The organism is Priestia sp. P5_B4 (genome assembly GCF_056400385.1).
In genome coordinates, this window is sequence record NZ_JBFULJ010000034.1 from 1 (window position 1) to 22,526 (window position 22,526).

A 22,526-nucleotide genomic window follows, 5' to 3' on the forward strand; every position below is an offset into this window, starting at 1 on the left:
AAAAGGCCATACTAAACATTTTTATTTAGTATGGCCTTTTCTTTAGTTTAATGAGCACAGCAGGCTTTTATTCATAAAACACTTTGTACACTTAAAAAATAATCTCTGTGAGTAAAAAAAGAATAGATGGTACGAGTAAGCAACCAAGACCTGTATAAAATGTAGCTGTCATGGCTCCGTAAGGTACAAGTTTTACATCTGTCGCGGCTAAACCAGCTGCTACACCGCTCGTCGTCCCCATAACTCCTCCATAGATCATTGCTGTACGAGGGTTGTTTAATTTGATTTTCTTAGCAAATATCGGTGTCAAAATCATAACTGAAATGGATTTAATTAATCCTACAGCTATACTTAACGCGATAATATCAGAAGAGGCTCCAATCGCAGTTCCAGAGACCGGCCCCACAATATAGGTTACGGCTCCTCCTCCGATTGTGGTCAAAGCAACGGGATCTCTATATCCAAAACAAAGAGCAATAATTACACCTATTACAAAAGAATAGAAAACCCCAAAAAACAAGGCCGTAATTCCGCTGATTCCCGTTTTTTTCACTTCACTAAAATTGGCGCCGAACGCAGTAGCAATAATGGCAAAATCTCGCAGCATCCCTCCGCCCATTAAACCAATTCCTGAAAATAACTGTATATCAGAAATTCCTTTCTCTCCTCCTGTGTTCACTCCACCGATATAAGCAAGAATTAACCCAAACATAATAGCAATAGCAGATCCGTGAACTCTTCCTTTTGTTAATTTATCTGATAAAAAATAAGCAATATACATGACAATCCCAATAATAGCAAATGCCGTAATCAGCCCGTTATTTTCTAATCCTTCTTTGATCATATTCATCATTTGATCTGCTCCTTAGGTAAAATAGAAAGCTCTATTTCTTGTTCTTTCACCTTCGCTTTCTCTCCTATTCTGCTGATAAATGGTATGGATAAAARGCCTACTACGACTACTACCACCCCTGCAAGAAGCGCCATGCCTCCTCCATCAAGAGCAGCTACAACATTTTGCTGTGCAGACATTGCTACCACGATAGGAATATAAATACCTCCCCAAAAAGCAATGCCTTCTTCGGATTTTACTTGGAGCTTATTTTTCTTCTTTAAATAATCCACCGCTAGTACAAGAAGAAGCATGGATACCCCTACTCCTCCAACGTTGGCTTCTACTCCCATCAGCCCTCCTAATGCGTCCCCTACAATTACCCCTATCAACATGCAAATAGATAGCAGCGCTACACCGAAGATTATCATATTACTTCCTCCCCAACCTATTTTCGAAAGCGTTTACTTTATGGTTTAAAAATAGTGTAAAGGAAAAAAGTTGAATAACCTATGCATTTTTAGTTATATACTTATATCAAAAGTGACATAATACAGTTTTTCTCTACTGTTCACTTTAGATTTATTCGAAAAAGAAATAAAAATCATGACATTTAGTCATGATTCTTATACGTATTCATGAGGCATACCGGAGCGTAAATGTTTAAAATAATCAATCACAAACTGCCTGAAGATTTGTTGTAAATCCGTCACATAGCCTCCATTGTTCCAAGCTAAAAAGATAGTACGTTCAAATGTTTCCTCTTCAATTTTCAGCAGTTTTACATCTTTTCCTGTAGAACCTCCCCAAGTTACTTCAGGAATAAAACCTATTCCTTGCTTCGCTCTAATCAAACCTCTTACTGTTGCTGGATCATCGCTTTCAAACGTAATTTGAGGTACAAAATTCTGTTCCTTACAAATTACATCCGTTATTTTCCTTAGCTCTTTCCCTTTCTTCAGCACAATGAATTTCTCATTTTTAAGTTCATTTAACTTTACACGTGATTGCTTGGCTAAAGGATGATCAAGAGGCACTGCAAGCAAAATCGATTCACGAAGCAAAGGAGTATGTTCGATCTGACGGGTTGTTAATGGAAAAGCTGAAATGCATAAATCGAAATCAGGCTGTGAATTGCTATTAGTCAAATGCTGCATCAGTCGAAAACGCACCTGAGGATATTGTTCACGAAACCTGCTTAATAGCTCTGGAAGCAAATGTGAACTAGCTAATACAACAAGGCGAATTTCTTCACATGGGTCGTTCGACATATCCTTTAGCTCGTGCTTTGCGTTTTCCAATGTTTTTAAAGCAAGTTCTACTTTGGCACAGAATGCTTTGCCATATCGATTTAATTTAATGTATTTACCGTTTCGATCAAACAAACGAATGCCTAGCTCTTTTTCTAACTGTGAAATCGTTTTGCTGAGCGCAGGCTGAGATACGTATAGCTCTTCGGCCGCTTTACTTATATGTTCTAGTCTAGCAACTACTTGGAAATATTTTAGCTGTAAAAGCTCCAATCCGTTCACCACCACTTTTATATGTTTAAATACTCTCTTTCTTTACTAATTACATATATACTTCATTTTCCCTGCTATTTCGACAAAAAATAAGCAGCAGAGGCCCTTTGGCTCCCTGCTGCTTATTTTTTATATACCAACTTCAAGCAAACGTTACTTGGTTGGTTTCTTATTTAAATCTTAAACAGACAAATATAAAAATTAACCATTCACAAGTCTTTGAGCTTCGCGAAGTTGGAAAGTACGCACTTTACGTGGTAAGAAACGACGGATCTCGTCTTCATTGTAACCAACTTGTAGACGTTTTTCATCAATGATAATCGGACGGCGCAATAAGCCAGGATTTTGCTGAATTAATTCATACAAATCTTGCAGAGGCATAGCGTCTACCTGAACGTCTAGTTTTTGGAAAGTTTTCGAACGTGTTGAAATGATTTCATCTGTTCCATCTTCTGTCATACGTAAAATTTCTTTAATCTCGTCGATTGATAACGGCTCTGAAAAGATATTACGCTCTGTATATCCAATATCATTTTCCTCTAACCAAGCTTTCGCTTTACGACAAGATGTACAACTTGGTGATGTATATAATGTAACCATTTACTCCTTCACTCCTTCTATCATAATCGGTCATAACATTTAAAACATGAACTGTAAATCATGTTGTTTTATACAAACTTCAACGAGTGTAAATATTTAATGACTGATAATGAAAATCGATACTACTTTATAATTACTTTTAAAAAATAATATCTATTTGCATTATACTATAAACTTCATCGGAATGATATACTTTTTGAAGTGAACTAGTACATTAGTTCGTTCCTTCACTGTCATTATTTTCATTGCCGATTTTCTTCATTATTTATTTACCACACTACTATTACGAATAAACCTGTAGATTAGTTTCATTTTTTTTATTATTTTTTTCTTTTACAAATTCCTCAAATTTTTCAGTCACTAAAAAAGCCTTGCAGAAGAACTGACATTCTGCAAAGCTTTTGAAATAACCTTTTATTTATTTAATAGCTGATGTGCTTTTTCCTCGTCTCATTAAGATAGGATACAGTAACAGCCCGATTACAAATAAGCCAATACCTAAGAAAAATGTTTTTAAATCAGCTGTCCCTGTCTTAATCACCCAAAGTGAATAAATAAGTGCTAACGAGGCAATGATTCCGTCTTTTACTCGCGACCCTTTAATCGTGTCGTACGTCTCACCCGTCACAATAAGCTTTAATTGATAAACTGTCGTCACGAAATAAGGAACTAAATAAGCGAGAGTAGCTACAACAATAGCGAAATTATAGGCTTGCGAAACTGTACCTGAAATAGTCGCAAACAAAAACAACTGTGTTAAGCCATTTGTTAATGTTAGTGAGCGGGCTGGACTATTGTTCTGATTTGTTTTAGCAAACCACTGTGGAAACAACCCTGATTTCGCTGCTTGATAAGGAACTTCTGCACTAACAACAATCCATCCAACAGTAGAGCCTAATAAAGAAATAAGTGCTAAAATGGCCATTACGTAAGCACCTTTATGTCCAATCACCATTTCTAACGTATCTACCAAAGGTTTTTGAGACTGCTGAAGCTGAGCTGTTGAAAGAATCCCCATAGCTAGAAGCGTAATCCCCACATAGATAACCATTGAGATCAATAATCCAAGCAGCGTTGCTTTCTTCACTACTTTTTGTGATTTTGCACGGTTAGATAACAGTACAGCCGATTCAATTCCGATAAACGCCCACAGTGTAGCAATAGCTGCCCCATTGACCTGACTTCCCAATCCTACATTTATACCCTTTGAATTAACAAATTCTGTACTAACGAGGTTGGATGCGCTAAATAGCGACAGCGCCACAACAATAAATAAACCGAATCCAATAATTTTAGCTGCTGTTGTGATGAAGTTAATATTACCGGCGCTGTTAATATCTCGCTGTAAAATAGCTTGAATTCCCCAAAGTACAATAGAACATACTAAAAACGTAATAAATTTTCCAGCTTCTAATTGAAAATCTCCGACTGAAAATAAAATATCCTTGCTCTCCATTACTGGAAAGAACGTTGTTAAATATCCAGCAAACGATATGATGACAGATGCTGTTGCAGCCCAGTTAGCTGCCCAATAGCCCCAAGCCATGCTATACCCTGCTACTTTACCTGCTTTAGGCGATGAAAAAAGATTCGCCGCATAACTTTGAGGCCCTCCTTTTAATTCGGGCTTTCGCATGACTAAGTTTCCAAATACAAGAGCAATCATTAACACGCCCAGACCTGTTGCAATCCAAGCAAGTGTTGAACCGACTGGACTTGATACGTTTGCTAAATTAGAAGGAAGCATAAATACTCCGCCGCCTACCATATTACCAACTACAAAGGCCGTTAAAAACCAAAGTCCCCATTTTTTATCTTTCATTTGCTGTGTCTCCTTTTGCTTTCTAAAAGCTTAAACTTTTGAGATAGAAAGCTCGATGCTAATCTATTAACACGTAAAAATTATTTGTTTCTTCATTCATCTCTTCATTTGTTTAACAATATAATATATTAGCACACTAAAGCAAAAAGTGAAATAATAAATCCTTCATTTTCTTTTGGAAAAAAATGCGGGTGGGACACAACTACATCAATCTAAAGATGAACAAATGGGATATAGGAGTTCGTATGGATCCCGCTTGTTACATCGCTGTTGAGAGTCTTCCCCTTGCCCTCCAATTCAATAGCTAGAAGCCCTACATACAGTAAACCTATGTTCACCATAAAAAAATCCGAACGAGTTGAATTCTTAATCAAGAATTTAACTCGTTCGGATCTTCCTTCAACGAAACTACTTTTGTCCGAGCCTTATTTTTTATCTTTTATGAAAACCTTTTGAATAGTAGACAACAACCAATAAAACAAACCATACCGGACCTACAATAAGGGCTATTCTTGTATCAGAGGAAAAACCCATCACCACTACTACTCCCGCTAAGAAAGCAAGAGAGAGATATGACGTATACGGGAAAAACGGAAGCTTATATTTTAAATCACTTACTTGCTGATCGTTTAATCCCTTGCGGAAGCGAATTTGAGAAAGTAAAATAATTCCCCATGTCCAAATTGCTCCAATAGTGGCAATACTCGTCACCCATGTGAACACCTTATCAGGAACAACATAGTTTAAGCCAACTCCGATTAGCAGTACAACAGCTGAAGCAATAACTGCTGCACCAGGCACGCCGCCTTTTGTTAAGTTAGCATAGCGTTTTGGAGCTTCCCCGTGCTGAGCTAAATTAAATAACATACGGCCTGTACTAAAAATTCCACTGTTACAAGAAGATAAAGCCGCTGTTAACACTACAAAGTTTATAATCCCTGCTGCAGCGGGAATTCCAGCTTTATCAAATGTTAAAACAAATGGACTTCCTTGTGTTCCAATCTCTGGCCAAGGATAAATAGACATAATAACAAACAAAGCTCCGATGTAAAAAATCAAAATTCTCCACAGTACATTATCAATTGCTTTTGTTAGTGTTTTTTCCGGATTTTTCACCTCTCCTGCTGTTACCCCAATCATTTCAATACCAAGGTAAGCAAACATAACCATTTGAAGTGATAAAAGAACACCTTTCATGCCATTCGGGAAAAAGCCCCCGTGACTCCATAAATTACTGATTCCTGTTGCAATACCGCCATTTCCAATTCCAAAGATAATCATGCCTAGGCCCAGCACAATCATAAGGATAATCGTTACTACTTTAATAAGAGAAAACCAAAACTCTAGTTCGCCATATGCTTTTACAGCTAAAAAGTTAACCCCTGTCATGATAACGAGTGCTGCAAGTGCCCATATCCACTGAGGTACACCTGGGAACCAAAACTCCATATATACTCCAACAGCTGTAATTTCAGCCATACATGTAATAATCCACATAAACCAGTAGTTCCAGCCTGTTAAATAACCAGCAAGTGGTCCTAAATAATCGTTAGCATACTTACTAAAAGAACCGGCTACTGGATTTTGTACTGCCATTTCACCTAGCGCTCTCATAATAAAAAACATAATAAGACCACTGATTCCATACATGATAAGAATACCAGGACCCGCTAACCGAATAGCGGATGCAGAACCTAAAAACAGTCCAACTCCGATAGCTGCACCTAAAGACATTAAGCTAATATGTCTTTCCTCAAGTCCACGGCTTAATTCTTTTTCTTGCGTGTTCCCTTGCATAATTCTCTCTCCTAACATATCCATTTCATTTAATAGCGATAGCGGCTACGTGTATAGTATTAACTTATTTTTCAGCCAAATAATTCTAAACAGTGTATGTACTAAAAATCTGATATTGCAAGTTTCACACCTACACTTTTACCGTTCTCACATCTATAAAATACAATATTAAAAAAACTTCACTTTGTTCATTTTATCAAAAATCACAAAAAATGCGATAGTTTTTTGTGATTTTCACAAATAAACTTACGATCGAAATATAATAAAAACCATTTTTTACATTATATGTTCTTATTTCACTATATTTATCTAAGTATTAAGAATAATCAATCGATTATTCTTCTATATTTTCAATTATAGATGCTTACTTTTCCCTAAAAAGGGTAAAGATAAGATAACTGTTTAAACACTATTATGAACATCATCATGAAAAGATCAGTAGGAGGGTGCTATGAATTGGTATGAAAAACTAAGTCAATATTTTCCCATTGAAGAAATGAAATCAAAGAAGCATATCGAAACGCTTTTACAAGAACGCAGCGATATTTATCATAAAAACGAAGGACCCCATCACGTATTAATGTACGTGGAAACAGACCAATTTATCTTTATTGATTACCTCTTTGTTTCAAAAGACGCTCGAGGTCAAGGGCTTGGCGGTAAATTAATTGATGAGTTAAAACAGCATAACAAACCAATTATCTTAGAAGTAGAGCCTGTAGACTATAAAGATTCAGACTCGGCAAAACGACTGCATTTTTATAAACGTGCAGACTTTAAGCATGCTCAAACAATTGGCTATAACCGCCGGTCATTAGCCACAAATGAAATTAACCAGATGGAAATTCTATATTGGTCTCCTACTTCTGAAACAGAGGAAAGCATTTTAAATAAAATGAAAAAAACGTACGAGTTAATTCATACGTACAAAGACAAAGAAATATATGGTGCGTCTTATCAGCCGGCAGATCAAGTATTAAAAATTGACAAAAATCGTAAAGACGGCGATATCTTAGCAGATTTATAAAAAGAAGGTAGACGCATGTCTACCTTCTTTTTATAAATATTGAATTATTATTCAATAAAAAACATTATTAATCACTTATATTCCTTTAGTTATAAGGTTTACACATAGATATTTTGTCTTAAATATAAAATTCTGAAAATTTTCAATAGTATTTTTCAATCCTTTACTGTATAATACCTGTAAAGCGCTAATGTTACTTGTTCTTACATGTTTTGTGCAACTTGAAGCTTAGTGTTCTTTGATAACTAAATAAAAAACGACCTCGTTGTGAGATCGTTTTTGTTATGTTGTATATGTGGAAAATTCTGCTTGAGAACAAGACACGTAGTGACCGGGAGATACTTCTCTAAGCTCCGGTTCTTCACCGTTATAGTCATGGATACTTGGATCATAAATTTTGCGCTGACGCGTTTTTTCACTGTCAGGATCGGGAAGCGGAATAGCTGAAAGTAACGCTTTTGTATATGGATGCACAGGGTTTCGATAAAGTTCATCACTTGGTGCAAGCTCTACAATCTTACCTCTGTACATAACGCCGATACGGTCACTGATGTATTTTACCATTGACAAATCATGGGCGATAAATAAATATGTGAGTCCACGTTCACGCTGTAACTTCTTCATTAAGTTAACAACTTGAGCTTGTATAGACACGTCCAACGCTGAGATTGGTTCATCTGCGATGATAAAATCAGGTTCTACTGCCAGTGCTCTTGCGATACCGATACGCTGACGCTGGCCGCCACTAAACTCATGTGGATAGCGATTTGCATGTTCTTTGTTAAGCCCCACTGTTTCAAGAAGCTCGTGAACTTTTGCCATACGCTCCTTTCTCGTCTTAGCTAAACCGTGAATATCAATGCCTTCTGCTATGATATCTGCTACGGTCATACGAGGGTTAAGCGACGCATATGGATCTTGGAAAATCATTTGCATTTTACGATTAAATTTTTTAAGCTCTGAGCGAGATTTGCGACCATGTACATTTTCGCCATTAAATAGTACCTCACCGCTAGTAGCGTCATATAAACGAATAATCGTTCTCCCTGTCGTTGACTTTCCGCAACCGGATTCACCTACAAGCCCTAATGTTTCTCCGCGGAAGATGTCAAACGTCAGACCATCAACTGCTTTAATTGTTCCTTTACTTGTGAAAAAATGTTGTTTTAAGTCTTTAATCTCTAATAATTTATCTGTCATATTATTCACCATCCTTCGCTACGAGTACAGGTGTACTGTATACATTGTCAACTTTACGCATGCGGCGCTGAACTGAAGCAGGCGGCTCTACTTTTGGTGCATCGGGATGTAACAGCCATGTTTTCGCATAGTGCGTATCAGATATTTTGAACATTGGAGGTTCTTGCTCAAAATCAATTTTCATTGCGTATGGATTTCGCGCTGCAAATGCATCTCCTTTTGGAGGATTCGTTAAATCTGGCGGCGTTCCAGGAATAGCAGCCAGCTCTTCTTCTGCCTCGTTATCTAAGCTTGGCATAGAAGCTAGCAGTCCCCACGTATACGGATGTTTTGGATCGTAAAACACTTCATCCACTGTGCCCATTTCAACAATTTGACCAGCGTACATAACGGCTACTCGATCTGCTACATTTGCTACTACACCAAGATCATGGGTAATAAAGATAATAGAGGTATCCGTTTTTTTCTGAATGTCTTTCATCAGCTCTAAAATTTGGGCTTGAATTGTTACATCAAGCGCCGTTGTTGGTTCATCAGCGATCAATAGCTTCGGATTAGAAGCAAGAGCCATCGCAATGACAACACGCTGTCTCATCCCGCCACTGAATTCATGCGGATATTGATTCACACGCTGTTCTGGAAAAGGAATTCCTACAAGCGTTAATAACTCGACTGCCTGTTTTTTCGCTTCTGCTTTAGACACTTTGGAATGCTTAATTACGACTTCGCCAATTTGAGCCCCAACTTTCATCGTTGGATTCAAGGAAGTCATCGGATCTTGGAAGATCATACCGATATCTTTACCGCGAATAGCTTCCATTTCTTTATCCGTTTTCTTAGCTAAATCAATGCCGTCAAACAGCATTTCACCGCTTTTGATTCGGCCAGGAGGCATCGGAATAAGGCGCATGATCGTTTGTGAAGTTACACTTTTACCAGATCCTGACTCACCAACAATTGCTAAAGTTTCACCTTTATTTAAGTGGAAGTTAACGCCGCGAACAGCTTGAACTTCTCCGCCATATGTTTTAAATGATACAGCTAAATTTTTTACTTCTAATAAACGTGACATATGAGTCCACTTCCTTACTTACGTAGTTTTGGATCTAACGCATCTCGTAATCCATCACCAATTACGTTGAACGCTAAGATTGTTAAACAGATAAACAAACCTGGGAAAAATAAGCGCCAAGGATAGTATTCCAAAGCAGGTAAGCCTTCTGAAGCCATTGTTCCCCAACTTGCAAGCGGTGCCGGAACGCCTAGTCCCAAGTAGCTTAAAAATGCTTCTGTAAAGATTGCTGAAGGAATCGTTAGTGTCATTGTTACTAAAATTGGACCTGTTGCATTAGGAATAAGATGTTTAAATAAAATACGTTTTGTTGTTGCTCCTAATGTTTGTGAAGCCATTACGTACTCTTGGTTTTTTAACTGCAATACTTGTCCACGTACAATACGGGCCATGTTAATCCAGCCGGTAATAGTCATCGCCAAAATCATCGTGCCTAACCCTTGGCCAAGCATAACCATTAAAATAATAACGAGTAAAAGGTAAGGAACACCATATAAGATATCCGCAACACGCATCATTGTTTCATCCGTGCGGCCACCGCGGTATCCAGAGATGCTTCCCCAAATTACGCCGATGAATAAATCAATTAAAGCTGCTGCTAACCCGATAAATAATGAAATACGAGCGCCTTCCCACGTACGAGCAAAAACATCACGCCCTAATTCATCTGTACCGAACCAGTGCTCAGAAGATGGAGCCTGATTAGCATTCAATAAATCGTTGGTTGCATAATCATATTTCACCATCAATGGACCAAATATAGCCATAAAAACAAGGAGAACCATTAGTACTACCCCAAACATAGCAAGCTTGTTTTTACGAAAACGAATAAAAACATCTTGCCAGAATGAAAGACTCGGTTTTTCAATCTTTTCTGCCTGAGCGCGGTCAATCCCTGCTGTTTCAAACATTTCTTTAGGAATTTTTGGAAGTTGCTGCATAGTTACTCTCCTTTCTTAGCACCTGTAAGTTTAATTCGAGGGTCAATGAATCCGTATGCAATATCTACAAGCAAGATACAAAAAAGTAGTAAAATACTGTAGAACACCGTTACGCCCATAATCGTTGTATAATCTCGGTTTGAGATACTGAGTACAAAGTGTGAACCTAATCCCGGGATACCAAATATTTTTTCAATAACAAAGCTACCTGTTAAAATCCCTGCTACTAAAGGTCCCATATAGGATACGACTGGAAGCATCGCATTTCGCATGGCGTGCTTAACTGTAATCACGCCTCTGCTTAAACCTTTTGCTTTCGCTGTACGAATATAATCATTGCTTAATACTTCAAGCATACTCGAACGAGTTAATCGTGCGATAAACGCCATAGGGGTTGAAGCAAGCGCGAGAGCTGGTAACACCGTGTGTGCCCAAGATTCCCAGCGTGCAACCGGAAAAATTTGTAGTTTCATAGCCAGAACGTATTGTAATACCGCTGCCATGATAAAACTCGGAACTGAGATTCCTAGAACTGCAATAACCATCGCCGTGTAATCTTGCCACTTATTATGTTTTAAAGCAGCAATAACACCAAGTACTACACCAATAGCAATTGCTATTAAAATAGCTTCCATCCCTAGCATGAATGAAACAGGGAATCCGCCGTTAATCAAATCATTTACCGTTTGGCCTTTATATTTGAAAGATGGACCAAAATCCCACTTTAAAATTGATGTTAAATAATCAAAGTACTGATGGTACCAAGGCTGGTCTAAACCGTAATACTGATTTAGATTTTTTTGAATTTCAGGGGGAAGCTGCTTTTCTGATGTGAATGGACCTCCTGGAACAGCACGCATTAAGAAAAAGGTCGCTGTTACGATCAGCCATAATGATAGAAACATATAAATAAGTCGTTTTCCTATATATTTGAACACCCCGACACACCTCCATATTTTTACAAAATTCGCGCACAAGAAAGAAAAGTATATGGAGCACCAGGCCCCATATACCCTTTGTCACAATTGATGTTACTTACTCAAAATGAGCCCACTTAATCTGAATGTCTCCAAGTCCAGACATCACAACATCTTTCAGTTGTTTGTCTTGTACCCAAGCGTTTGTGTAGAAGTAGATTGGTGCCACTGGCATTTCATCCATAAAGATACCTTCTGCTTTTTTCAACATTTCCAGACGTTTTTTAGGATCTGTTTCTTTTTGAGAGTCAATTAATAACTTTTTATATTCTGGGTTTTCCCAGTTTGTATCATTATTTCCACCTTTTTTATCACGGAACAATTCTAAGAAGTTGATTGGATCGTTAAAATCTCCTAACCAGCCCATACGTCCAACTTGATAATCTCCTTGGTGTAACTTTTCAATGTAAACAGCCCACTCAGAGTTGTCTAACTGTACTTTAATGCCAAGGTTTTTCTTCCACATATCTTGAACAGCTTGTGCAATTTTTGCATGTTTTTCATCTGTGTTGTATGAAACCTTAATTGCTGGTAGTTCTGAAGCATCTTTAAGGCCCATTTCTTTCAAGCCTTTTTCTAAATATTCTTTTGCTTTTTTCACATCATTGTCTTTGAAGTAACCTTTTTTGTTATCTTCAAACATTGTTGGTGGTACAGCCGCCATCGCTGGAACTGAACCGTCTTTTGTAATTTGTTCTGTAATACCTTTACGATCAATTGCATAAGCTAATGCTTTACGAATGTTCACGTTGTCTAAAGGTTTTTGTTCTGTATTAAACTTGTACCAGTAAGTACCTGCAATCTCTTGAATGTTTAATGAACCGTCTTTCTTTAATTCAGGAAGTGCATCAGCTGGTAATTGACCAGTAGGCATACCCGCCCAGTCTAATTCACCGTTTTTGAACATTGAAAGTTCAGTGTTGTTATCATTGATCATGTACATTTCAACTTTTTTAAGTTTTACAGCATCTTTATCCCAATAGTTTTCATTAGGAACTAACTCGATTTTGTCATTATGTTTCCAAGCTTTAAGCTTGAAAGGACCGTTTGACGTATAGTTTTCGCCTGCATTTGTGTACCATTTTTCATTTGATTCAGCAATTTTCGTATTCACTGGGAAGTACGTATAGAAAGCTGTTAATTCTAAGAAATATGGCGTTGGGTTTTCTAATGTTACTTCAAGCGTTTTATCATCTGTTGCTTTAACCGCAACATCATCTAATGAACCTTTTCCTTCATTAGCAGCTTGTGCATTTTTAACATAGTATAATTGATATGCATATTGAGATTCGTTTTTAGGATCTAACGCCCATTTCCATGCATATTCGAAATCTTTTGCTGTTACAGGGTCACCATTTGACCATTTTGCATCGTCGCGAATTGTAAACGTATATTTAGTTTGATCATCGCTGACCTTCACATCTTTCGCCATTGCATTTTCAGGTTTTCCATCTTTACCGATACGAGTTAAACCCTCAAATGTTTGTAATAATACGTTTGATGACGTTGAATCATTAGCTAAGCCTGGGTTTAATGAAAAAGGCTCAGTTTTAATGTTTACGCGAAGCTCTTGCTCTTTTTTCTTTTCGCCGCCATCACTGCTAGCATTTTCACTGCCACCAGATTCTTTGTTAAATCCACATGCAGCTAAAAACAAGCTCATTACAAGCAGCAAACTGAAAAGAATCGACAACCTTTTCTTCATTGCGTGTTACCCCCTATTAAATTTTGTTTGTGTGGCAACCATATTTTTTTGATATGCACTAATTTCTTAATCCTCTTTCAATACAAAATAATCAGTTATTTTTTCACGTAGTAGAGCATTAAAGACCTCACTGCAAAATTATTCTTCTACTCTATGAAACTGTCATCAATTGTTTACATGCTGTAAACCCAATGTATGCGCTTAATATGTAGAAGACTCATTCATTACAAAATTCGCTAATTGAAACAAAACATTGTCTATTTTGTGTTTTCTGAAAAATTAAGAAATTGTAATACCTTTGTAAAAAATATGTTTGTTACGCCTATTATAAATATTTTAAAAATTTATTGCAATACTATTATTTAATGGTATTTTTTTGTCATGAGGGAAAAAACCTTATCTTATAAGGATTGTGCCTACTTGTCAGACTTCTAAAATCTTTTTTGTAGTATAGGTATTACGATAGTATTACAAAGCMATTAGAAATATTAAATAAAAGATTTTTACCAAATCCTCCACCAAATTTTCATTAAGAAATGCTTTAATTAAAAGGTTCTTGTCTTTTTTTTTCGCTGAAAAATTCCAGTAAATTGTCTTATAAAAATTTTTAGCGATAAGATGTTTAAATTCCTGCTTTTTCGCGTTATAATAACGAATAACTATATAATTAAAGCTGTGAAAAAGAGTAGTATGCAGAATTTTCATTTTTAGAGAGTTTGTGGCTGGTGAGAACAAACATTGAAACCTGCAGAATGGACTTTGGAGCTTTCAAGTGCAAAGCTTGAACGTTGACCTCAACGTTACATGAATAAAGATAGTTCACAATTATGTGTGCTAATTAGGGTGGCAACGCGGTCCATTCGCCCCTAGCTTATGCTAGGAGCGGATGGGCCTTTTTATGTTGTATCCGTAAATTAGCATCATATATGTGCAGATGAAAGGAAGATTTGATGAAAACAATTTTTTCAGGTATTCAACCAAGCGGTACAATCACTTTAGGTAACTACATTGGAGCGATGAAGCAATTTGTTGAACTTCAACATGACTATAACTGTCATTTTTGTATTGTAGATCAGCATGCAATTACAACGCCTCAAGATCGTTTAGCACTTCGTAAAAACATTCGAGGCCTTGCTGCTCTGTATGTAGCGGTAGGAATTGATCCAGCAAAATCGACTTTATTTATTCAATCGGAAGTGCCTGCCCACACAGAAGCGGGATGGATGTTACAGTGCGTAGCGTATATCGGTGAACTTGAACGTATGACTCAGTTTAAAGATAAGTCCGCTGGAAAAGAAGCAGTATCAGCAGGATTACTAACTTATCCTCCATTAATGGCAGCGGATATTCTTTTATACAACACCGATTTGGTTCCAGTTGGTGAAGATCAAAAGCAGCATTTAGAATTAACGCGTGACTTAGCTGAGCGCTTTAACAAAAAATACAATGATATCTTCACTATCCCTGAAGTACGTATTCCAAAAGTGGGCGCACGCGTCATGTCTCTTCAAGATCCTACGAAAAAAATGAGCAAGTCCGATCCAAACCAAAAAGCTTTCATTACGCTTTTGGATGACGCTAAAACAATTGAAAAGAAAATCAAAAGTGCCGTAACGGATTCAGAAGGTATTGTTCGCTACGATAAAGAAAATAAGCCAGGTATTTCAAACTTATTAAGTATTTATTCAATCCTAGCCAATAAATCGATCGAAGACATTGAAGCGATGTACGAAGGCAAAGGTTATGGTGACTTTAAAGCTGACACAGCCAAAGTGGTAGCTGAAGCACTTGCTCCAATTCAAAAAAGATATTATGAATTAGTTGATTCCAGCGAGCTAGATGATATTTTAGATCAAGGTGCCGATAAAGCAAATGCAACGGCTAATAAAATGCTTCGCAAAATGCGAAACGCAATGGGAATTGGCCGTAAACGTTAAAAAAAACGACTGCATAGCAGTCGTTTTTTTTAATTAACTTTTGGCTCTTGTTCAATTTCCCAAAGTTTTTCAAAGAAAGGTTGTCCTTTTACTAAGCGCTCGCATAATAATTTATGCTTCGGTGACCACCCTGACTTCGTTTCATCGTATAGCTGACTCCACACGTCTTGAAACGGCATCTCTTGAATGTCTTCGTACTTCGTTGGATTCCACTCCGTGTACCAGTAGCGGATTTGAGCTGTATTTTTTGTTGTATGTAGCTGATCAAGTGCCATAAATAACAGCTGTTTTAGCTGACGTTCTTTACGTGTTAGTCCTCTCATCGTTTCAGGAGACGGTGAAAGAATATGATGCTCTTTTTTATTCAGCTCGTCTTCACTGAACTTATATTCTAGCTCTTCTTGATCCGCAATCATCTCATAGACTAACTGTTCCTGTCTTGGAATTAAGCGGCTTTTTCGAATTGGAATATGATATCCCATCGTATCAATTGCTAAAATATTCGTTCCATCTGTAACAATAAAACAATATTCAACCTGCGTGCGTTCATGATTTTTCCGAATGTATGCTTTCTGATAGACATCTTGTAGTAGTTGTTGAGGTAGCTCGGAAAGATCATTTTCAATGTAATGAAATAAAAGCGGATTTACTTTTAATAACGGTGCTTGATCGAGCAGTTCTACACAATCGTCTTTTCTCCACTCATGGAAATGACACACATTATAACCGTTTTCTTCGCCTTCAAACCAATTAACCCATACATCATGAAGATATAGCATAATTTACCCCTCACTTACTATCTGTTTGTTATCCATCAGTATAGGCAGAGAAAGGAATTTTTATTCCAAATGATGTTATTTTTCTAAAAATTAATTGTAAAATCCCTTCGTTTTTGGTCATTATTCAAATGCACTTGTTTCGAAGCTCAGATATAACGCCAGTGCTAATGATTGMTAAAGGCTTCATGAGCTATATCCACCCCTATAAGCAGAAAAAAATCCGAGTTTCTTCTATAGTAATAGGTTTGTCAGGAGGTCTGACAAACCTAAAAAAATCTATCACACTTTTGTGATAGATTTTTAACGAAGAGATTTGGGATTCAAAGCATCTTTTAATCCTTCACCAATGAAGTTGATAGCTAGGATTGTAAAGGTAATAGCTAAACCTGGCGGAACCCACATCCAAGGCTTATTCTGCAGCACATCTGATTCCCTTGCTTCTGTCAGCATATTCCCCCAGCTTGGCGTATCAGCCGGCACGCCAAAACCGATAAAGCTAATCGCTGACTCAAACACAATAAGGATCGCCATCTGCAAACTGGCTTGAACCACAATTGTTGAAAACACATTTGGCAGCAAATGTTTAAAGATGATTTTAAACGGGCTGCACCCAATGGAAACAGCTGAAAGCACATATTCATTTTCTTTTTCAGCCAATACTTTGCTTCGAACCAGCCGGGCCGTACTTCCCCAGCTTAAGAAACTAACAACTAGGATGAGCGTCCAAACGCCTGAGATCTTTCCAATTAGGATTGTATTTAACACTACAACGAAAACAATTAGTGGAAAGTTTAATACAAAGTCTGTAAAACGCATTAAGAATTGATCCACTTTGCCTCCGTAATAACCCGCAATCGAACCAATAAAAGTTCCGATTAAAATAACGAGTGTTGTACAAGCAACTCCAATCAGTAACGAAGTTCTTCCTCCATACAATGTACGTGCAAATACGTCTCGTCCATTTGTATCCGTTCCAAACCAATGCTCACTAGAAGGCGCTGCATTCATCGCCATATAGTCGATACGTGTAATATCTGCTTTTGTAAGTAGCGGTGCAAAAATGGCAAGAAGCGTAATCACAATCATGAAAGCTAAACTTATCATGGCTAGTTTATTTTTAACAAACTTCTTTCGCGCAATCGCCCATGGAGAAAGGTTTTTAGGAGCTTTCATATTCACTTCTGGCTGTACATCTTTTTTCGTTACAATTTCCATACTTTCTCCTCCTAATCCAAACGAATACGCGGATCTGCTACGCCGTATAACAAATCAGCAACCAGATTCCCAACCAGTGTTAAAATTGAAAACAACATTGTAAGCGACATCATAACTGAGTAGTCACGAGTTGCTACAGAGTCAACGAATAATTTTCCAATTCCTGGATACGTAAAGATCGTCTCTGTAATGATAGAACCGCTAATGATTGTTACAAGATCAAATMCTAAAAACGTAATAAGCGGAATCATTGAGTTGCGTAAGATATGAACATTATAAATTTTAGATTCTTTTGTCCCTTTTGCTCTAGCAGTGCGCACAAAATCTTTGCGACTGTTTTCAATAATATCATTGCGCAAAAACTGGGTATACTGCGCGGTCGACATCAAGCCAAGAATGAGCGCGGGTAATATAACGTGATGAATTCTACTTTGAATAAATTCCCATGATCCCTCTTTCAATCCTACTTCAACAGAACCGCTAAACGGAAACCAACCTAACTGAAAGGAAAATAAATAAATGCCTACGATTCCTGCGATAAACGATGGAACCGCTAATGCAAAGTAATTATATCCTGCAATAAAGTTATCTGCTAAGGTATACGGTTTTCTTCCTGCATACATACCTAAAATAAATGCAAACACATACGTAATCAAAAGCGAAGTCAAAGCTAAAAAGATAGTATTAGGCATACGCTCTAAAATAATATCTAATGTCGGTAACTTATGAGTTGTTGACTTTCCTAAATCTCCTTGTGCCACTCCCTTTACCCAGTTCCAATATTGAACGTAGATAGGATCGTTATATCCTAGCTTATCACGCATTTCCTCAATGTATTTTGGATCTGTATTACTAGGGTTGATTTCTCCCCCAAAAGGGTCCCCTGGCATCATTTTTGCCAGGGAAAACACAACAAAAGAGATCAGAATCAACATTGGAATCATCCCTAAAATACGTCTTAGTGAGTATTGCAGCATCGTTGACTCTCCTTTACATGTAAAATACTTATTCCGTTACAGACCATTTCTCCGGATCTACAACTACCGTTGATGGATCTAGAGTTACGTTTTTCACACGCTTATTCACAGCATAAATATTGATATTTTCCCATAAAGGAAGTGCTGGCAGCTGCTCATTAAAGAATTTTTGCCATTTTACATATACATCTTTACGGTATTTATCATCAAATGATTTTTCACTCAAACCGTCTTTAAGCATTTCATCAGATTCTTTATTTACCCAACGGCCATAGTTCCATTCAGCATCAGAGCTCCATAATCCTGTAGGATCTGGATCGGAACCAGTGTCCCAAGAACCAAAGAATGCTTCTAACGCCTTATCGTCGTTATCTTTCATTTCATTGTACAAGTTAAATTCAACAAGTGAACCCGTTGCTAATTTTGTTTTAATACCAATATCATTCCATGCTTGCATAATAGCCTTCGCACGACCCTCGAAGTTGGCTGGACCCGCATAGTGACCGAATGAAATCGTAAATGGTTTTCCGTTTGGATCTTCTACAAAACCGTCATTATTCTTGTCTTTATAACCAGCTTCAGCTAATAATTTTTTAGCTTTTTCAGGACTATACTTGTACTTTGTTAAATCTTTTTGGTCAGCAGCAATCCAGAATACAGACGGAATAACTGTGTTAGAAACAACCGCTTTGTCATTCATAAATGCTTTTACCATTGCTTTTCTATCTATTGCATAAAGCAATGCTTGGCGAAGTTTTAGATCTTTGAACTTTTCGTAATCATCTACGTTTTTACCAGCTTTTTGATCACGATGTCCAAATCGTAGACCAATATACGAATAACTAGTTGATTTCCCTTCCAAAAAGTCTAAGTTTTCTGCTTTTTCAACTTGCCCTAGATCAGCTGGGCGAACATCCATAATGTCGACATCGCCTTTTTTCAATGCTCCGGCGGAAACAGATGGATCCAGTACTTTTACAACAACACCATCAAGGTGAGGTTTACCTTTCCAATAATCATCATTACGTTCCATTTGGACATATTCACTTGCTACTACTTTTTTCACTTTAAACGGTCCAACACCAATAGGCTCTTTACGAACTTGTTTGGACTCTGCAAGATCTTTTACAGCAATTCCTTCGTAATACTTTTTCGGCATTGGATACGGCCATAGATTGTCTAAGTTATTTACACGAACTTCTTTAAACGTTACTTTAAATGTTTGTGGATCTACTACTTCAACTCCGGAAATAGAATCCGCTTTGCCGTCGTGATATTCTTGAGCGCCTTTAATGTGCTCAACGTTTACATAGCGTGGACCTGTATAGTCTTTATCGGCAATCGTTTCATACGTATATTTAAAATCATCTGCAGTTAATGGATCTCCGTTATGCCACTTAATCCCCTTTTTTAATTTAAACGTGTAAGTTAGTTTATCACCACTCACGTCCCAAGTAGCTAAGTCAGATTTAATTTTTAATTTCTTATCATAAGTAAAGAGACCTTCATTGATAAATTCTAATATTTGGCTATCATATGCACTACCATACAATGCGTACTCAAAAAGCCCTTCCGGCGCTCCGTCAATCCCATACGTAATCGTTCCGCCATCTTTTGGCTTGTCTGTTTTTGCACCTTCAGTTTTTGTTTCTCCGCCTTCTTTATTACTAGAAGATGAAGAACTGCTTCCACCGCTGCATGCCGCTAGAAAAAGCGATAGCACAAGCAAAATGGAAACAAGTGATAAAAACGATTTCTTTTTCATCATGACGTTCCCCCTGTTTAACTAATAATCTGTTCGTATGTAGCTTTTACGAGTTATATAAATGGCAAGCTACTTGATGGCCAGGTCTCACCTCCTTTAAGGCAGGTTTCGTTTGGCTGCACTCCGCCATTGCATGTATACAGCGAGGATGAAACGCACAGCCTTTTGGCGGATCAATTGGACTTGGCACATCTCCCTGTAAAATAATACGCTGTTTTTTCTTTCGCGGATCTGGTTCAGGTATAGCCGATACAAGCGCTTGCGTATAAGGGTGCAATGGCTCTGCGTACAGACTTTTCTTATCAGCAATTTCCACTAAACCGCCTAGGTACATAACACCGATACGGTCACTCATATGTTTAACAACACTCAAATCATGGGCAATAAATAAAAAGGTTAGGTCGAATTCTTGTTGAAGTTCTTTTAGAAGGTTTAAAACTTGTGATTGGACAGAAACGTCGAGTGCCGATACCGGTTCATCAGCAATAATAAGTTTTGGACGAAGTGCAAGTGCACGTGCAATTCCAATCCGCTGACGCTGTCCACCGGAAAATTCGTGAGGATATTTATAGTATGCATCTTCCGGTAACCCTACTTTTGTAAGTAGATTCATAACTTCTGATTTTAATTGATTGGTTGATTTTCCTGTAAAATTCCGAATTGGTTCAGAAATAACATCTCCAACCATTTGCATTGGATTGAGGGAAGCATAGGGATCTTGAAAAACCATTTGAAAATCTTGTCTAATTTTACGGAGAGAAGTTCCTTTTGCTTCTGTGATATCTTTACCATCGAAAATAATTTTTCCGCTAGTTGGTTCCAACAGTCTTAGAATTGTTCTTCCTGCCGTGGATTTTCCACAGCCAGATTCTCCTACTAGACCGAGCGTTTCTCCTTTTCGAATAGCAAAAGAAATACCGTCAACTGCTTTTACATCACCAATTTTCTTTCGGAAAAATCCGCCGTGAATAGGATAGTAGGTTTTTAAATGCTGAACTTCTAGCAATACATCTTTCACTGCTTTAGTCATTAGCTTGTCTTCACTCCTTTTGACGGATAGCTATTTTTATACAGCAGACATGCGACATCATGCCCCTGTGAATCCTGGCGAAGAACAGGCGTAACGGAACTGCAGTCTTCCATTGCATGAGGACATCGGTTAACGAAACGACAGCCTGTCCGCGGCATGTTTACAAGAGAAGGCACAATTCCTTTGATCGTATTTAATACTTCTACATCATCTTCCATGCGTGGAATTGAGTGAAGAAGCGCTTTCGTGTACGGATGTTTTGGTTCATAAAATAACGTATCAACATCTGTATGCTCCACAATTTTTCCGCCATACATGACAATCACTTCATCACACATCTCAGCAACTACTCCTAAATCATGTGTAATCATAATAATAGACATATCATTGCTTTCTTGAATTTCTTTTAGCAATTCTAAAATTTGAGCTTGAACCGTAACATCTAGGGCCGTTGTCGGCTCATCAGCAATTAAAAGTTTAGGCTGACAAGCTACCGCCATGGCAATCATGACACGCTGCCTCATTCCTCCTGACAGCTGATGCGGATATTCATCGATGAGCTTTTCGGATCTCGAAATACCAACGCTTTTTAAAAGCGCAATGCTTTTTTCACGCGCTTCCGCTTTCGATATATTCATATGGTTAAACAATACTTCCTGCAGCTGATACCCAATGGTTAACACAGGATTAAGGGATGTCATAGGTTCTTGGAAAATCATGGAGATATCTTTCCCCCGAACATCATTCATCTCATCTTCTGATAAGTGCGTAAGATTCTTTCCGTTAAATAAAACGCTTCCGCTTCTAATTTGACCATTTACTTTAGGTAATAGCCCAATGACGGATAAAGACAATACGCTTTTTCCACAGCCAGATTCTCCTACAACCCCTATAATTCGCTTTCGTCCGACTTGAAACGACACGTCGTCCACAGCATTATGCCAGGAATCATTAATGGAAAAAGCAGTTTGTAAATTTTTAACTTCTAGTAAAGGTGTTGATTCGACGGGCTTTTTATCCATTTATAGTGCACACCTCATTTTTCTAAAAATTGTTATATTTGAATAAGATATTATTACAATTTCATTACAAAATCAATATATTTTGAAAATTAATTATATTTTTTATTTTTAAAATAATGATTTCTGAATATCTCTTCGGCACTTTAACGCATAAACCTCCTAATTTTTTGTTGGAAATAGGATAAAATTTACTATTTTTAATTTTAGGTATATAGAACTTGTTTTTTTACAGTTGGAACGCAGATTTTTTTAAGATAGTATTGGTGCTAAGAGGAAGCAGCTCGGTAGTAGTTAAAGTGTGAGGC

The 22,526-nt window shown here is 37.5% G+C and carries 19 protein-coding genes and 1 other annotated feature; of the genes, 2 read left to right on the forward strand and 17 right to left on the reverse strand.

Going from position 1 to position 22,526, the window contains the following annotated elements; translation table 11 throughout:
• Positions 1 to 91: 91 nt before the first annotated feature.
• From madM to AC1DRF_RS06450, 6 genes are all read right to left on the reverse strand, one after another.
• A complete protein-coding gene (madM, locus tag AC1DRF_RS06425) occupies positions 92 to 853 on the reverse strand; it encodes a malonate transporter subunit MadM (protein ID WP_029324768.1) in 762 nt (253 codons plus the stop codon).
• Positions 850 to 1,263: a malonate transporter subunit MadL gene (gene madL / locus AC1DRF_RS06430; RefSeq protein ID WP_477740438.1), complete on the reverse strand. Its 414-nt coding sequence runs from the start codon at positions 1,261 to 1,263 to the stop codon at positions 850 to 852. Before madL ends, madM begins: the two co-directional genes overlap by 4 nt.
• A 195-nt stretch (positions 1,264 to 1,458) precedes the next feature.
• Positions 1,459 to 2,355, reverse strand: coding sequence for a LysR substrate-binding domain-containing protein (locus AC1DRF_RS06435; protein WP_162213625.1), 897 nt, complete (start codon positions 2,353 to 2,355; stop codon positions 1,459 to 1,461).
• Between the two features lie 201 nt (positions 2,356 to 2,556).
• Positions 2,557 to 2,955 (reverse strand): transcriptional regulator SpxA, encoded by a 399-nt coding sequence (gene spxA, locus AC1DRF_RS06440; RefSeq protein WP_013055422.1) that lies wholly within the window; start codon positions 2,953 to 2,955, stop codon positions 2,557 to 2,559.
• A gap of 418 nt (positions 2,956 to 3,373) precedes the next feature.
• Positions 3,374 to 4,777 carry an amino acid permease gene (locus AC1DRF_RS06445; protein WP_477740439.1) on the reverse strand — a complete coding sequence of 468 codons (1,404 nt, stop codon included), beginning with the start codon at positions 4,775 to 4,777 and terminating at the stop codon, positions 3,374 to 3,376.
• A 432-nt stretch (positions 4,778 to 5,209) separates the two neighbouring features.
• Positions 5,210 to 6,574, reverse strand: coding sequence for an amino acid permease (locus AC1DRF_RS06450; protein ID WP_043980476.1), 1,365 nt, complete (start codon positions 6,572 to 6,574; stop codon positions 5,210 to 5,212).
• Positions 6,575 to 7,025: 451 nt separating this feature from the next.
• Between AC1DRF_RS06450 and AC1DRF_RS06455 the strand changes: the two genes are divergently transcribed.
• Positions 7,026 to 7,601 carry a GNAT family N-acetyltransferase gene (locus AC1DRF_RS06455; RefSeq protein ID WP_013055419.1) on the forward strand — a complete coding sequence of 192 codons (576 nt, stop codon included), beginning with the start codon at positions 7,026 to 7,028 and terminating at the stop codon, positions 7,599 to 7,601.
• A gap of 282 nt (positions 7,602 to 7,883) precedes the next feature.
• On the opposite strand, the gene AC1DRF_RS06460 is transcribed toward AC1DRF_RS06455, so the two are convergent.
• From AC1DRF_RS06460 to AC1DRF_RS06480, 5 genes are all read right to left on the reverse strand, one after another.
• Entirely contained in the window at positions 7,884 to 8,801 is a 918-nt protein-coding gene (locus AC1DRF_RS06460) for an ABC transporter ATP-binding protein (RefSeq protein ID WP_427075731.1), read from the reverse strand.
• 1 nt (position 8,802) lies between these two features.
• Positions 8,803 to 9,873 (reverse strand): ABC transporter ATP-binding protein, encoded by a 1,071-nt coding sequence (locus AC1DRF_RS06465; RefSeq protein WP_427075732.1) that lies wholly within the window; start codon positions 9,871 to 9,873, stop codon positions 8,803 to 8,805.
• Between the two features lie 14 nt (positions 9,874 to 9,887).
• Positions 9,888 to 10,814: an ABC transporter permease gene (locus tag AC1DRF_RS06470; RefSeq protein ID WP_410903405.1), complete on the reverse strand. Its 927-nt coding sequence runs from the start codon at positions 10,812 to 10,814 to the stop codon at positions 9,888 to 9,890.
• Between the two features lie 2 nt (positions 10,815 to 10,816).
• Positions 10,817 to 11,752, reverse strand: a complete 936-nt coding sequence (locus AC1DRF_RS06475; protein WP_013055415.1) for an ABC transporter permease — start codon at positions 11,750 to 11,752, stop codon at positions 10,817 to 10,819.
• A gap of 97 nt (positions 11,753 to 11,849) precedes the next feature.
• Positions 11,850 to 13,496: a peptide ABC transporter substrate-binding protein gene (locus AC1DRF_RS06480; protein ID WP_043980478.1), complete on the reverse strand. Its 1,647-nt coding sequence runs from the start codon at positions 13,494 to 13,496 to the stop codon at positions 11,850 to 11,852.
• 666 nt (positions 13,497 to 14,162) lie between these two features.
• Positions 14,163 to 14,367: a binding site (T-box leader), on the forward strand.
• Positions 14,368 to 14,443: 76 nt separating this feature from the next.
• Here AC1DRF_RS06480 and trpS point away from each other — a divergent pair.
• A complete protein-coding gene (gene trpS / locus AC1DRF_RS06485) occupies positions 14,444 to 15,433 on the forward strand; it encodes a tryptophan--tRNA ligase (RefSeq protein WP_116733220.1) in 990 nt (329 codons plus the stop codon).
• 29 nt (positions 15,434 to 15,462) lie between these two features.
• On the opposite strand, the gene AC1DRF_RS06490 is transcribed toward trpS, so the two are convergent.
• From AC1DRF_RS06490 to AC1DRF_RS06515, 6 genes are all read right to left on the reverse strand, one after another.
• A complete protein-coding gene (locus tag AC1DRF_RS06490; RefSeq protein ID WP_016763046.1) occupies positions 15,463 to 16,212 on the reverse strand; it encodes a YjbA family protein in 750 nt (249 codons plus the stop codon).
• 300 nt (positions 16,213 to 16,512) lie between these two features.
• Positions 16,513 to 17,427, reverse strand: coding sequence for an oligopeptide ABC transporter permease (gene opp4C / locus AC1DRF_RS06495; protein WP_028407468.1), 915 nt, complete (start codon positions 17,425 to 17,427; stop codon positions 16,513 to 16,515).
• Between the two features lie 11 nt (positions 17,428 to 17,438).
• A complete protein-coding gene (gene opp4B, locus AC1DRF_RS06500) occupies positions 17,439 to 18,404 on the reverse strand; it encodes an oligopeptide ABC transporter permease (RefSeq protein WP_477740440.1) in 966 nt (321 codons plus the stop codon).
• Positions 18,405 to 18,432: 28 nt separating this feature from the next.
• Entirely contained in the window at positions 18,433 to 20,172 is a 1,740-nt protein-coding gene (gene opp4A / locus AC1DRF_RS06505; protein WP_013055409.1) for an oligopeptide ABC transporter substrate-binding protein, read from the reverse strand.
• Between the two features lie 43 nt (positions 20,173 to 20,215).
• Positions 20,216 to 21,199, reverse strand: a complete 984-nt coding sequence (locus AC1DRF_RS06510) for an ABC transporter ATP-binding protein (RefSeq protein WP_016763042.1) — start codon at positions 21,197 to 21,199, stop codon at positions 20,216 to 20,218.
• Positions 21,199 to 22,221: an ABC transporter ATP-binding protein gene (locus tag AC1DRF_RS06515; RefSeq protein ID WP_427075733.1), complete on the reverse strand. Its 1,023-nt coding sequence runs from the start codon at positions 22,219 to 22,221 to the stop codon at positions 21,199 to 21,201. Before AC1DRF_RS06515 ends, AC1DRF_RS06510 begins: the two co-directional genes overlap by 1 nt.
• Positions 22,222 to 22,526: the final 305 nt, after the last annotated feature.

What these genes read in the sequence shown, in the direction of transcription:
- madM (WP_029324768.1), bottom strand. Translation starts at nt 853, where the DNA reads ATGATGAATATGATCAAAGAAGGATTAGAAAATAACGGGCTGATTACG.
- opp4C (WP_028407468.1), bottom strand. Translation starts at nt 17,427, where the DNA reads ATGGAAATTGTAACGAAAAAAGATGTACAGCCAGAAGTGAATATGAAA.
- AC1DRF_RS06450 (WP_043980476.1), bottom strand. Translation starts at nt 6,574, where the DNA reads ATGCAAGGGAACACGCAAGAAAAAGAATTAAGCCGTGGACTTGAGGAA.
- AC1DRF_RS06455 (WP_013055419.1), top strand. Translation starts at nt 7,026, where the DNA reads ATGAATTGGTATGAAAAACTAAGTCAATATTTTCCCATTGAAGAAATG.
- AC1DRF_RS06515 (WP_427075733.1), bottom strand. Translation starts at nt 22,221, where the DNA reads ATGGATAAAAAGCCCGTCGAATCAACACCTTTACTAGAAGTTAAAAAT.
- opp4A (WP_013055409.1), bottom strand. Translation starts at nt 20,172, where the DNA reads ATGATGAAAAAGAAATCGTTTTTATCACTTGTTTCCATTTTGCTTGTG.
- AC1DRF_RS06445 (WP_477740439.1), bottom strand. Translation starts at nt 4,777, where the DNA reads ATGAAAGATAAAAAATGGGGACTTTGGTTTTTAACGGCCTTTGTAGTT.
- AC1DRF_RS06480 (WP_043980478.1), bottom strand. Translation starts at nt 13,496, where the DNA reads ATGAAGAAAAGGTTGTCGATTCTTTTCAGTTTGCTGCTTGTAATGAGC.
- AC1DRF_RS06470 (WP_410903405.1), bottom strand. Translation starts at nt 10,814, where the DNA reads ATGCAGCAACTTCCAAAAATTCCTAAAGAAATGTTTGAAACAGCAGGG.
- AC1DRF_RS06510 (WP_016763042.1), bottom strand. Translation starts at nt 21,199, where the DNA reads ATGACTAAAGCAGTGAAAGATGTATTGCTAGAAGTTCAGCATTTAAAA.
- AC1DRF_RS06465 (WP_427075732.1), bottom strand. Translation starts at nt 9,873, where the DNA reads ATGTCACGTTTATTAGAAGTAAAAAATTTAGCTGTATCATTTAAAACA.
- AC1DRF_RS06490 (WP_016763046.1), bottom strand. Translation starts at nt 16,212, where the DNA reads ATGCTATATCTTCATGATGTATGGGTTAATTGGTTTGAAGGCGAAGAA.
- AC1DRF_RS06460 (WP_427075731.1), bottom strand. Translation starts at nt 8,801, where the DNA reads ATGACAGATAAATTATTAGAGATTAAAGACTTAAAACAACATTTTTTC.
- spxA (WP_013055422.1), bottom strand. Translation starts at nt 2,955, where the DNA reads ATGGTTACATTATATACATCACCAAGTTGTACATCTTGTCGTAAAGCG.